We start from the raw sequence: 11,710 nt of genomic DNA on the forward strand, positions 1-11,710 counted from the left end.
GTTGGGGGTCCGGGTGCCGGATGGGCTGCGTTGCCACGCATGGCGTGGCACTACCCTTGTCTGCGACCGCCACGGTGAGCGGGTAGAGCCACGCCATGCGTGGCTGCCTTGCGTTGGGCACCCGGATGGCGGAAGGGTCTCGTTGCCACGCATGGCGTGGCAGTACGTTCACGCGTCGGCGGTTTCGGCTTGGGGGTAATCGGTGAACCCTTCGGCGCCGCCGCCGAAGAAGGTGGCCTTGTCTGGCGGATTCAAGGCCAGGCCCTGCTGCAGCCGCGTCGGCAGGTCCGGGTTGGCGATGAAGGGGCGGCCGAAAGCGATCAGGTCGGCCCAGCCCTTGCCGAGGGCTTCCTCGGCACGCTCTACGGTGTACTTGCCGGCATAGATCAGCGTGCCGCGATAGAGCATGCGCAGTGCTTCCTTGAACGCCACCGGCATCACCGGGGCATCCTCCCAGTCGGCTTCGGCGATGTGCAGGTAGCCCACGCCGATGCTGTCGAGCAGGTGCGCGGCGGCCAGGTAGGTGGCCTGCGGGGTGTCATCGACCGCCCCCTGCAGCGTGGTCAACGGCGCCAGGCGCACGCCGACGCGCTCGGCACCGATCGCCGCTGCCACCGCCTCGACGACCTCGCGCAGGAAGCGCAGCCGGTTCTGCAGCGACCCGCCGTAGCCGTCGGTGCGCTGGTTGGCCTGCGAGTCGATGAACTGGTTGATCAGATAGCCGTTGGCACCATGCAGCTCGATCCCGTCGAAGCCCGCCGCGATGGCATTGCGTCCCGCCTGGGCGTAGTCGCGCACGATGCCGGGGATTTCCTCGATCGCCAGCGCGCGCGGCATCGAGTGCTGCACCATTTCGCCGACGCCGCCCTGCGGGCCCCTGCCCTGAGGATCGACGAACACCTTCACGCCCTCGGCCAGCAGCGCCGAGGAGGACACGGGTGCAGCGCCGCCTGGCTGCAGGGCGGTGTGCGACACACGGCCCACGTGCCACAGCTGGGCCACGATGCGGCCGCCGGCGGCATGCACCGCATCGGTGACGCCGCGCCAGCCGGCGATCTGGGCCTCGTCGTGGATGCCAGGGGTCCAGGCATAGCCCTGGCCCTGCTGGCTGATCTGGGTGCCTTCGCTGACGATCAGGCCGGCAGACGCGCGCTGCGCGTAGTACTGCGCCATCAGCGCGGTGGCGACGTTGCCATCGCCCGCACGCGAGCGGGTCATCGGCGGCATCACGATACGGTTGGGCAGCGTGAGCGCGCCCATGCGATAGGGGGTGAACAACATGCAAGACATCCTTCGGAACAGGTCTGCGCAAAGGATGGGGGCATGCGCCGGGGCGCAACAGCCTCGATGCGGCAAAACAGTTGTGCCGCCAGCGCAACGATCCCCAGGTGCGGCCGCAAGCGCGACCGACTGGCCTCAGCCGCGCTGGTCGGCCAGCATGGAATACGCCGCGCGCACCGTTTCGTAGCCGTAGGTGCGCTCCAACCGGCGCACGATGAAGTGGCCGCGCGCCATGTCCTGGTAGTAGTCGGTGAACATGGTGTTGAGCGTGGCGCCGGTGACCGCGCCGATGATCGGCACTGCCTGCGCGGCAAACTTCTCGGTGACGACCACGCCGAAGCGCGCGGCCACCTTCTCCACGATCTTGGCCAGCCACTTGCCCGCTTCCTTCGGGGTCAGCCCGATCATCACCCCGCCGCCGCTGGCCGCGCGCCCGGCCAGCTCGGCCGACAGGTGGCGCATCACCTCGGCAGTGAAGCCGCGGGTCACGTAATAGCCGGTTTCGCTGGCATCGTCCTTGCCCGAGTTGCCGCCCAGGGCGAACACTTCCAGGCAGGCGTGGCGGGTGCTGAGCTCGCGCAGGTCGAAGCCTTCGCTGCGGGCGACGTCGGCCACCGAGCGCATCATGATCGTGGTGGACACCGGCAGTTCGATGAACAGCGAGGTGAAGCCGAACGCACCGCCGACGGCGCCGCTGGTGGCCGCTGCCAGCTTGTGCCAGCGCGTGGAGGCGGCCTTGCCCGGCGTATTGTCCATGCTCCACAAGGCCGCCTGGGCGGACTTGAACAGCGCCGCCTCGACCGCCCCATGGATGCGCCGGGACACCACGTTCGGCAGCTTCTTCACCGCGAACTCCAGCGGCGAACCGATCAGGTTGGCCATCTTGGCGGTGAGCGTCGGCGACTCCAGCAGCGCGACGGCGCGCTGCAGGTCGGCCCAGTCCTGCGAGGTGGGCAGGATCTGCGTTTCCAGCGGGGGTGGCGTGCTGCGGGAGATGGCGTTCATGGCCCGGATCATAGCGCCGGTGGGTTGAACGGAATGTGCGGTTGACGCTCCCGCCACCCTCACGGCCGGGTCAGGCCGGCAGGCCCGCCAGGGTGCCCATGAACTGGCGGTAGTGGCGCAGTTCGTCGATCGAATCGTGCACATCGCTCAGCGCGGTATGGCTGGCGGTCTTGCCGACGCCGGCGGCGACGCTGGGCGCCCAGCGCCTGGCCAATTCCTTGATCGTGGACACATCCAGGTTGCGGTAATGGAAGTACCGCTCCAGCCGCGGCATTTCACGGTGCAGGAAGCGCCGATCCTGGCAGATCGAGTTGCCGCACATCGGCGAGGCACCGGCCTTGATCCACTGCGACAGGAAGTTCACCGTCTGGGCTTCGGCCTGGCCCAGGCTCACCTGGCTGTCGACCACGCGCTGCCACAGGCCGGAGCGACGGTGCTGGGTGCGGTTCCACTCGTCCATCGCCTCCAGGCGCTCCACCGGATGGTGGATGGCGAACTCGGGGCCTTCGGCCAGCACATTCAACTGCGCATCGGTAACCACCGTGGCGATCTCGATGATCGAATCGTTGTCGGTATCCAGGCCGGTCATTTCCAGATCGATCCAGATCAGTCGTTCGCCTTCTGCGCCGTTGTCGGCCATGTTCACGCCTTGTGCAAGGGCCGGCGCCGCAGCACCGACCGGGGATGGAGGGGCGTCATGATACCGCCATCGCGTCGTCGTCCCGTCGCGACGCGCTGCGGTCATTCAAGCAGCAGCGGCGGCTTGCCGCGCTTGGCGCGGAAGTAATTGGTCAAACGCGTGCTGGCCTGCTTGGCCAGCACCCCGCCGTGGATCTCCACGCGATGGTTGTGGCGCGCATCACCCAGCAGGTCGAACACGCTGCCGCAGGCGCCGGTCTTGGGGTCGCTGGCCGCGTACACCAGCCGCGCCACGCGCGCGTGCACGATCGCCATCGCGCACATCGCGCACGGCTCCAGGGTCACATACAGCGTGCTGCCGATCAGGCGGTGGTTGGCGATCGCCCTGCCCGCCTGGCGCATCGCCACGATCTCGGCATGCGCGCTGGGGTCGTGGTCGGCGATATTGAGGTTCCAGCCCTCGCCCAGCACCTGGCCGTCGGCGCCGACCAGCAGCGCACCGACCGGGATCTCGTTGAACTCGCGCTCGGCGCGTTCGGCCAGCGCCAGCGCCCGGCGCATCCAGTGCTCGTCCCGGTCGTGTACCGGCACGCCCAGCGGCGGCGGCGCCGGCAGGGACTCAACCATGGCCGTCGGCCTTGCGCACGAACGCCTCGAACGCGGCCAGGGTCGCTTCACTGACATGGTGTTCGATGCCCTCGGCGTCGCGTCGCGCCGAATCGGCGTCCACGCCCAGGGCCAGCAGGAAGCGCTCCACGGTCTGGTGGCGCGCGCGCATCTCCACGGCCAGCTGTTCACCGGCCGGCGTCAGGAATACCCCGCGGTAGGGCCGCTGCACCGCCCAGCCCTCCTTGACCAGGCGCTTGAGCGCCTTGGCCACCGTCGGCTGGGCCACCCCGAGCCGGGTCGCGATATCCACCTGTCGAGCCTCGCGACCGTCGGCGATCAGGTCCGCGATCAGCTCCACATAATCCTCGACCAGTTCCGAGCGACGCGCCTCGCGCACCTGCACGAAGCCCTCGACATGGACCTGGGCATCGATCAAGGGCGGGGTTTTGCGCGGGGAAGCAGGCATCGGGACTCCAGCGGGCGGCCAGCGGCGGCTATGGCAGCAAGGCGCGCAGTTTACCGCACCCCCGGCCCGCCAGCCCTGGCCGGGCCACCGACGCCGCGTACCGACCCTGCCCCGGCCCGCTGGCGCATGCGGTGCAAGCGCCGTCCGGCAGGCGACGGCTCAGCGAACCCGGCGCTGCAACGCGGTCTCCAGCAGCACCTCACCGTCCAGATTGCGCGCCACCAGCGTACCGCCGTGGGCGCGGGCGAACTCGCTGGCGATGAACAAGCCCAGGCCGAGGCCGCGGCTGTCGTGGAAACTGGCCTTGAACGGCTCGAACAAGCGCGGCAGCAGTTGGTCGGGAATGCGCCCGGCGTTGCGCACCTGCAGCCGCAGCGGCTCGTGCCCGGCACCGTGCAGGCCTACCTGCACCGGCGCATCGCCACCGTGCAGCACTGCGTTGCCGATCAGGTTGGACAACAGCTGCGCCAGCCGGTCCGGATCGCCCTGCAGGCGCGTGTCGCCCTCCAGCTGCAGCTCGATGCGCGCCTGCGGGTGGGCACGTGCGATCTCGGCCACCACCACGGCGGCGACCTCGCCAACGTCGCATTCGTCGCAGTTCAGGCGCAGCCCACCGGTGCGGATCTTGGAGAAATCCAACAGCTGCTCGACCATCCGCGCCATCCGCTGGGCACTGTTCTCCAGATGCCCCAGGGTGCGCTGCACGCCGCTGTCGGACGGCAGGTCCAGCGCCAGCTTGTCGGCGCACAGCAGGATCGAGGCCAACGGCGTGCGCAGGTCGTGGGTGAGCACGGCCATCATGGTTTCGTTGAGTTTCAGCGCATGCTCCAGGTCGCGGTTGCGCGCCTTCAACAGCTGCTTCTGCTGGTACAACTCGATGAAGACGTTGACCTTGCTCATGATCACCTGCGGCTCGATCGGCTTGTGCAGGAAATCCACCGCGCCGGTCTCGTAGCCCTTGAACGCGCGCACCGGGTCATTGGGCGAGGCGGTGAGGAAGATGATCGGCACATCGCGGCTGCGCTGCGAGCCGCGCATCAGTTCGGCCAGCGAGAAGCCATCGATCTCGGGCATGTGCACGTCCAGCAGCGCCAGCGCCACTTCGTGCTGCAGCAGCAGTTCCAGCGCTTCGGCGCCGGAGGCGGCGCACAGGATATTCAGGCCGTCACGGCGCAGCAGCGCTTCCATCGCCACCAGGTTCTGCGGCACGTCATCGACGATCAGCAGGTTCACGCAGTCATCGGCGGTCGCCCCGGCGGGGTCGATCAGGTTCATCGGATAAGGCCTTTCATGCGCAAGCACAGGGAAGTAAGCGGAAGCACCGCGTCGGCGCCGGCGTAAGCCAGTGCCGAGGCAGGCATCAAGGAGGAATAGGCATCGTCGGGCGACTGGATCCAGGCCTGTCCGCCAGCGTGGCGGACCGCAGCGACGCCCTCGCTGCCGTCGGCGCTGGCGCCGGTGAGCAGGATCGCCAGCACGCCACTGCCGAACACGTCGGCGGCGCTTTCAAACAGCGGGTCGATCGCCGGGCGCGAGAACAGCACCGGCGCATCGACCGACAAAGCCAGGGTGTCGCGGTCTTCCACCAGCAGGTGGTAGTCCGGCGGCGCGAACGTCACCGTGCCCGCGCGCAGCGGCTGCTTGTCCTCGGCCTCGCGCACCGGCAGCGGGCAGCGCACGTCGAGCAGGTCGGCGATGCGGCTGGGGCGGTCGCGCGGCAGGTGCAGCACCACCAGGATCGGCATCGCCAGGTCGGCCGGCACCGCTTCCAGCAGCGACTGCAAGGCGCTGACGCCGCCGGCCGAGGCACCGACCACGATCACCTCGAAATCCTGCCGGTGCGGGACGGCGCTCATCAGGCCAGCTTCCGGTACAGGCGCTGCTCGCGCGCGCAGGCTTCGAAATCGTTGGCATGCGCGCCGAACTGCAGCGATTCCTTGCTGCCCAGGCCAAGGAAGCCGCGGTGCACCAGCGCCTCATGGAACAGCCCGATGGCCCGGTCCTGCAGCGCGCGCTGGAAATAGATCAGCACGTTGCGGCAGGACACCAGGTGCACCTCGGAGAATACCGTGTCGGTGGCCAGGCTGTGATCGGCGAAGACGATGTTGCGCTTCAGGCGGCGGTCGAACACCACGTTGCCGTAGCCACTGCTGTAGTAATCCGACAGCGAGCCGGTGCCCCCGGCAGCCAGGTAGTTGCGGCTGAACTGCGCGGTGCGCTCCAGCGGGAACGCGCCGGATTCGGCGGCCTGCAGCGCGTCGGGATTGATGTCGGTGGCGTAGATGATGGACCGGTCCAGCAGGCCCTCCTCCTGCAGCAGGATCGCCATCGACCACACTTCCTCACCCGTGCTGCAGCCGGCGATCCACAGCTTGATCGACGGATAGGTCCGCAGCACCGGCATCGCATGCTCGCGCAGCACCTTGAAATAGCCCGGGTCGCGGAACATCTCCGAGACCTGCACGGTGAAGTACTGCATCGCCTGGGCGAAGGTCTCCGGCTCGTGCAGCAGGCGGTGCTGCAGTTCGCCCATGGTGGTGCAGTCGAAGCGCGCCATCGCATGCCGCATGCGCCGCCGCAGCGAGGACAGCGCATAGTTGCGGAAGTCATAGTGGTAACGCTGGTACACCGCCTCCAGCAGCAGGCGCAGCTCCAGGTCGAACAACTCGGTGTCGTTCATCGACGCGAGCACCACACCCGGCACAGCGACACCAGCTTGTCCACGTCGATGGGCTTGGCGATGTAGTCGTTGGCGCCGGCCTGCAGGCAATGTTCGCGGTCATCGGGCATGGCCTTGGCGGTCAATGCGATGATCGGCAGGTCACGCCAGCGGTGGTCGGCACGGATCTCGCGCATGGCGGTCAGCCCGTCCATCTCCGGCATCATGATGTCCATCAGCACCAGGTCGATCTCCGGGCGCAGCTTTTCCAGCGCCTCGCGGCCATTGCGCGCGATCTCCAGGGTCACCCCCAGTGGTTCGAGCACGCTGGACAGGGCGAAGATGTTGCGCACGTCGTCTTCGGCCAGCAGCACGATGCGACCATCCAGCACCGCATCGCGACGGCGCGCTTCGCGCAGCAGGCGCTGCTGGTCGCTCGGCAGCGAGGCCTCCACGCTGTGCAGGAACAGGGTCACTTCGTCGAGCAGGCGCTCGGGCGAGCGCGCGCCCTTGATGATGATGCTCTTGGAGTAACGACGCAGGCGCTGTTCCTCGTCGCGGGTCAGCGCACGCCCGGTGTAGACGATCACCGGCGGGAAGGCGACCGCATCGTTGCCGGCCATGCGCTCGAGCAGGTCATAGCCGGTGCCGTCGGGCAGGGTCAGGTCGGTGACCATGCAGTCGAAGGTGGACGTGCCCAGCGCGTCCATCGCCTCGGCGATGGTGCCCACGCCGGTGATTTCCAGCTGGTCGCGGCCCAGCAGCAGCTGCAGGTTGGAGCGCAGCTCGCTGTCGTCCTCGACGATCAGCAGGCGGCGCACGTCGCGCTGGCTGGTGGCCTCCAGCTGCTGGATGGCCCCCACCAGGCGCTCGCGCGTGGCCGGCTTGATCACATACCCGATCGCGCCGAGCTCCATCGCCACCTGCGAGCGCTCCAGCCCGGACACCACGTGCACCGGGATGTGCCGGGTGGCCGGATCGCGCTTGAGCCGCTCCAGCACACTCAGGCCGGACACATCGGGCAGACCGATGTCGAGCAGGATGCCGTTCGGGCGCAGTTCGGCGGCCAGGCCCAGCGCCTCTTCGGCAGTGCCGGCCACCACGCAGTCGAAATCGAGTTCATGGGCCATCGACACCAGTGCGCCGGCAAAGGCCACGTCGTCCTCGACCACCAGGATCATGCGCCCGGCGCGGCTGCGTCGGCCACGGTCATCGGCCACCCGCTGCGGCGCGGCCGGCGGCGTCGCCTCGGCATGCGCGCTGCCACCGTGGAACGGCGCGGCTGCCCGCGGCGGCAACGGCGCATGCGCGCTGCGCACATCCGGCGCCGCGCTGGCGACAGGCGTCGCCCCACCACTGGCCAACAGCGGCAGCTCCAGGGTGAAACAGCTGCCACGGCCCGGTTCGCTGGACACGCGGATGCTGCCGCCCATGCGCGCGGCCAGGTCACGCGAGATCGACAGGCCCAGCCCGGTGCCGCCGTAGCGACGACGGGTGCTGCCATCGGCCTGGCGGAACGCCTCGAAGATCACCGCGGTCTGCTCCTCGGGAATGCCGATGCCGGTGTCGGAGACGGCGAACTGCACCCGCCCTGCCCCGGCGCTGCGCACCTTCAACGTCACGCTGCCGTGCTCGGTGAACTTGAGCGCATTGGCCAGCAGGTTCTTCAGGATCTGCTGCAGGCGCTGGCTGTCGGCCACCAGCTGCGCCGGCGCACCGGCCTCGCTGACGATCTCCAGGGCGAGGCCCTTCTGCGCCGCCATCGGCTCGAAGGTGTCCTTCAGCCGCTGCAGCACGCTGGACACCGCCAGGTTTTCCTCGACCAGTTCGACGTGCCCGGCCTCGATCCGCGACAGATCGAGGATGTCGTTGATCAGCGCCAGCAGGTCGTTGTTGGAGGAGTGGATCGCCTGGGCGTACTTGACCTGCTCGGCGGTAAGCGTGCCGTCCTTGTTGTCGGCCAGCAGCTTGGCCAGGATCAGTGCGCTGTTGAGCGGGGTGCGCAGCTCATGGGACATGTTGGCCAGGAATTCGGACTTGTAGCGCGAACTGGCTTCGAGCTCGTTGCTGTTCTGCACCAGCTGCGCCTGGGCCAGCAGCAGCGCCTGCTGGCGCGACTCCAGTTCATGGGTGCGCTCCTCCAGCTGCACGTTGGTCTGCTCCAGCTCGGCCTGCTGCTGCTCCAGGTTGGCCTGGGAATGCAGCAGGCTGCGGCTCTGCTCCTCCAGTTCCTCGTTGGCCACGCGCAGCTCTTCCTGCTGGGTCTGCAGCTCTTCGCTCTGGCGCTGGGTCTCCTCCAGCAACTCCACCAGCTGGGCGCGCATCAGCGCCGCACGCAGCGCCACGCCGACCGGCTCGGCGCATTGCAGCAGCAGCTCCAGTTCCAGCGCACGCGCAGGCGAAACCCCGGCCCTGCCGAGTTCGACCACGCCCACGACCGCGCCATCGGCGGTGATCGGGCCCAACAGGCGCTGACGCACCACGCTGCGGCCCAGCGGCGTGTCGATATCCAGCGGCGATTCGCGATCTTCCAGCCGGCGCGGCACGCCCAGGCGCAGCACCTCGCCCCACTGGCCCGCCCCAGCCGGCAGGGTCTCGGGCAGCTGCGCGGGCAGTGCCGCACCGCCCACCAGCAGCAGGCGGTCGCCCTGCAGGCGATACATCGCACCTACCTCCGCGCCGAGCTGCGCGCACAGCGCCCGCATCGCCGCATCGGCCAGCACGCGCGGCTCCGGGTCGCCGCGCAGGCTCACCGTGACCGCGTTTTCGCCCTCCTGCAGCCACAGCGCATCGGCGGCGATCCGGCGCGACTGGATCGCCTTCATCACCGTCAGTGCCATCAGCAGGAAGGCCACCCCGCCGATGGTCCGGTTGACGAAGGAGAATGCCGAATTGGTGCTCGACGGCGCCACGTTGTAGCCAACGATGAGCAGCACACAGGACACCAGCGCCACCAGCAGCGGCACGTCCAGCCGACGCTGGAACAGGGTGACCCCCACTGCCATGAAGTAGGTCAACCACACCGCATAGCCCAGCGGCACGACCATCTCCAGGGCCAGGGTGAACGCCATCAGGGCGGCCGAGACAGCCCAGATCCAGCGGTCGCGTGCGGTCGGCGCAGCATTCATGCGGAATTCCAGCTCAAAAGGGGGCCGATGGTACCTGAACCCGTAAAGCGGCGTTATCCGTCATTAGTCAGCCTGTTCCGGCCTGTTCTTTACATGTTCTTCACGCCCTCGCCCCTACGGTTCGGCCCCTTAGAGGGGAGTGCATTACCGTCGTGGCCGAGGTCGTATCCAGCGTGGCACCGCTTGTCGATGAACGCCGGCAACTCAAGCTGTTGATCGACCATGTCTCCGACCATGCGATCTACCTGCTCGACCCGGACGGGCGCATCTGCAGCTGGAACCGGGGCGGCGAACGGGTCAATGGCTACACCGCCGAGGAAGCGATCGGCCAGCACGTGTCGATCTTCTACATTCCCGAGGAACGGCAGCAGGGCCTTCCCCAGCAGGCGCTGGAACATGTGCGCGAACACGGGCGGCTGGTCGGTGAAGGTTGGCGGGTGCGCCGCAACGGCGAGCAGTTCCGCGCCAGCGTGGTGATCGAGGCGGTACGCGAGGACGGCCAACTGCTCGGCTTCGTCAAGGTCACCCAGGACATCACCGAACGCTACCAGGCCCAATGCCTGCTGCAGGACGCCCAGCGGTCGCGCCAGCACCTGCAGCGGTTTGAAGGCGTTGGCCGCCTGACCCGCGGATTGGCCCACGAATTCAACAACCTGTTGACCACCATCGGCAACGCACTGGATCTGATCGCATTGCAGCCGACCGCCGATGCCCGCACCCACGACCTGGTCGAACTGGCCCAGGCGGCCGCCGACCGTGGCTCGCTGCTGACCCGCCAGCTGCTGGCGTTCTCCGCCGACCAGACCCTGGTGCGCGAGCCGGTAAGCGTGCCGCAGCTGCTGGATGAGGCCCTGCCGTCGCTGCAGCGGGCGTGTCCGCAGGCCATCCGGATGCGGGTGGAACTCGCACCGGCGCTTCCGCCGATCGCCACCGATGGCGTACAGTTGCACAGCGCCATGCTCAACCTGGTGCTCAACAGCTGTGAGGCGATGCCGCAGGGCGGCACGGTGACCATTACCGCCCGCCTCGAGCAGCGCCTCGCCCCCGACCTGGCGCAGCCCACCCGCCGCCGCTACGTTGCCATCGCGGTGACCGACGAAGGCGCGGGCATGCCACCCGAGGTTGCCGAGCGCGCCAGCGAGCCGTTCTTCACCACCAAGGAAGTCGGCAAGGGCAGCGGATTGGGATTGAGCCAGGTGTTCGGCTTCGTTTCCCAATGCGATGGCTTCGTCGATGTACAGACCGCCCCCGGACGCGGCACCACCGTCCGTTTGTTGTTACCTGCCATAGAGGATGTCGAGCATGCCTGAGCCCCTTCGCGTTTTGATGGTCGAAGACCAGCAGGACCTGCGCGATCTGATCGGGCAGGCGCTGCAGGATTTCGGTATCGAAATCCACACGGCCGACGATGGCCCGGCCGCGCTGCGGCTGATGGAGGAACTGGGTGACTTCGACGTGGTGTTCAGCGACATCAGCATGCCCAATGGCATGAGCGGCGTGGAACTGAGCGCGCATGTGGCCCAGGCCCTGCCCAACGCGCGCATGATCCTGTCCTCCGGCTATGCACGCTCGCAGCTGCCGCCGTTGCCGGCACACGTGGAATTCCTGCCCAAGCCGTACCGGCTGCGCCAGCTGGTGGCGATGCTGCAGGCCCCGGCGGCCACGCACTGACATGGGCGAGCTGAGGCCACTGCCCGAGATCGCCACCGGACACTACCGCCACTTCAAGGGCGGCAACTACGAGGTGGTGGGCGTGGTCCGGCACAGCGAGACGCTGGAGCCGCTGGTGCTGTATCGCCCGCTGGATTCCAACGTGGGCCTGTGGGTGCGGCCGTATGCGATGTTCGTGGCCGAGGTCGAGGTGGATGGCCGGCTGCAGCCACGCTTCGCCCTCGTGTCGGCGTAAAGCCGCCGCTCCCGGCA

12 protein-coding genes are annotated in these 11,710 nt (G+C 68.3%); 3 read left to right on the forward strand and 9 right to left on the reverse strand.

Annotated elements, in window-relative coordinates; all coding sequences use genetic code 11:
• Positions 1–168 precede the first annotated feature (168 nt).
• From RTO53_RS04280 to RTO53_RS04320, 9 genes are all read right to left on the reverse strand, one after another.
• Positions 169–1,281, reverse strand: a complete 1,113-nt coding sequence (locus tag RTO53_RS04280) for an alkene reductase (RefSeq protein WP_312236637.1) — start codon at positions 1,279–1,281, stop codon at positions 169–171.
• A 135-nt stretch (positions 1,282–1,416) separates the two neighbouring features.
• Positions 1,417–2,286, reverse strand: a complete 870-nt coding sequence (locus RTO53_RS04285; protein WP_312236638.1) for an EcsC family protein — start codon at positions 2,284–2,286, stop codon at positions 1,417–1,419.
• A gap of 70 nt (positions 2,287–2,356) precedes the next feature.
• Complete coding sequence (gene orn, locus RTO53_RS04290) at positions 2,357–2,926, reverse strand: oligoribonuclease (protein ID WP_312236639.1); 570 nt, start codon at positions 2,924–2,926, stop codon at positions 2,357–2,359.
• Positions 2,927–3,027: 101 nt separating this feature from the next.
• Positions 3,028–3,552 (reverse strand): tRNA adenosine(34) deaminase TadA, encoded by a 525-nt coding sequence (gene tadA, locus RTO53_RS04295; RefSeq protein WP_312236640.1) that lies wholly within the window; start codon positions 3,550–3,552, stop codon positions 3,028–3,030.
• Positions 3,545–4,000 (reverse strand): manganese-binding transcriptional regulator MntR, encoded by a 456-nt coding sequence (mntR, locus tag RTO53_RS04300; RefSeq protein ID WP_312236641.1) that lies wholly within the window; start codon positions 3,998–4,000, stop codon positions 3,545–3,547. Before mntR ends, tadA begins: the two co-directional genes overlap by 8 nt.
• Before the next feature lie 159 nt (positions 4,001–4,159).
• Positions 4,160–5,275, reverse strand: coding sequence for a hybrid sensor histidine kinase/response regulator (locus RTO53_RS04305; RefSeq protein ID WP_312236642.1), 1,116 nt, complete (start codon positions 5,273–5,275; stop codon positions 4,160–4,162).
• Complete coding sequence (locus tag RTO53_RS04310; RefSeq protein WP_312236643.1) at positions 5,272–5,856, reverse strand: chemotaxis protein CheB; 585 nt, start codon at positions 5,854–5,856, stop codon at positions 5,272–5,274. Before RTO53_RS04310 ends, RTO53_RS04305 begins: the two co-directional genes overlap by 4 nt.
• Positions 5,856–6,704, reverse strand: coding sequence for a CheR family methyltransferase (locus RTO53_RS04315; protein WP_312236644.1), 849 nt, complete (start codon positions 6,702–6,704; stop codon positions 5,856–5,858). The genes RTO53_RS04310 and RTO53_RS04315 overlap by 1 nt, the downstream gene beginning before the upstream one ends.
• Complete coding sequence (locus RTO53_RS04320; protein WP_312236645.1) at positions 6,677–9,787, reverse strand: response regulator; 3,111 nt, start codon at positions 9,785–9,787, stop codon at positions 6,677–6,679. Before RTO53_RS04320 ends, RTO53_RS04315 begins: the two co-directional genes overlap by 28 nt.
• A gap of 152 nt (positions 9,788–9,939) precedes the next feature.
• On the opposite strand from RTO53_RS04320, the gene RTO53_RS04325 reads away from it, so the two are divergent.
• The 3 genes from RTO53_RS04325 to RTO53_RS04335 are packed head-to-tail and all read left to right on the forward strand — an operon-like array spanning position 9,940 to position 11,693.
• Positions 9,940–11,097: a PAS domain S-box protein gene (locus tag RTO53_RS04325; RefSeq protein ID WP_312236646.1), complete on the forward strand. Its 1,158-nt coding sequence runs from the start codon at positions 9,940–9,942 to the stop codon at positions 11,095–11,097.
• Positions 11,090–11,458 carry a response regulator gene (locus RTO53_RS04330; protein WP_312236647.1) on the forward strand — a complete coding sequence of 123 codons (369 nt, stop codon included), beginning with the start codon at positions 11,090–11,092 and terminating at the stop codon, positions 11,456–11,458. The genes RTO53_RS04325 and RTO53_RS04330 overlap by 8 nt, the downstream gene beginning before the upstream one ends.
• Before the next feature lies 1 nt (position 11,459).
• Entirely contained in the window at positions 11,460–11,693 is a 234-nt protein-coding gene (locus RTO53_RS04335) for a DUF1653 domain-containing protein (RefSeq protein ID WP_312236648.1), read from the forward strand.
• Positions 11,694–11,710 lie beyond the last annotated feature (17 nt).

It is taken from the genome of Stenotrophomonas sp. (assembly GCF_031995405.1).
Taxonomy (GTDB): Bacteria; Pseudomonadota; Gammaproteobacteria; order Xanthomonadales; family Xanthomonadaceae; genus Stenotrophomonas.

What these genes read in the sequence shown, in the direction of transcription:
- RTO53_RS04280 (WP_312236637.1), bottom strand. Translation starts at nt 1,281, where the DNA reads ATGTTGTTCACCCCCTATCGCATGGGCGCGCTCACGCTGCCCAACCGT.
- RTO53_RS04285 (WP_312236638.1), bottom strand. Translation starts at nt 2,286, where the DNA reads ATGAACGCCATCTCCCGCAGCACGCCACCCCCGCTGGAAACGCAGATC.
- orn (WP_312236639.1), bottom strand. Translation starts at nt 2,926, where the DNA reads ATGGCCGACAACGGCGCAGAAGGCGAACGACTGATCTGGATCGATCTG.
- tadA (WP_312236640.1), bottom strand. Translation starts at nt 3,552, where the DNA reads ATGGTTGAGTCCCTGCCGGCGCCGCCGCCGCTGGGCGTGCCGGTACAC.
- mntR (WP_312236641.1), bottom strand. Translation starts at nt 4,000, where the DNA reads ATGCCTGCTTCCCCGCGCAAAACCCCGCCCTTGATCGATGCCCAGGTC.
- RTO53_RS04305 (WP_312236642.1), bottom strand. Translation starts at nt 5,275, where the DNA reads ATGAACCTGATCGACCCCGCCGGGGCGACCGCCGATGACTGCGTGAAC.
- RTO53_RS04310 (WP_312236643.1), bottom strand. Translation starts at nt 5,856, where the DNA reads ATGAGCGCCGTCCCGCACCGGCAGGATTTCGAGGTGATCGTGGTCGGT.
- RTO53_RS04320 (WP_312236645.1), bottom strand. Translation starts at nt 9,787, where the DNA reads ATGAATGCTGCGCCGACCGCACGCGACCGCTGGATCTGGGCTGTCTCG.
- RTO53_RS04330 (WP_312236647.1), top strand. Translation starts at nt 11,090, where the DNA reads ATGCCTGAGCCCCTTCGCGTTTTGATGGTCGAAGACCAGCAGGACCTG.
- RTO53_RS04335 (WP_312236648.1), top strand. Translation starts at nt 11,460, where the DNA reads ATGGGCGAGCTGAGGCCACTGCCCGAGATCGCCACCGGACACTACCGC.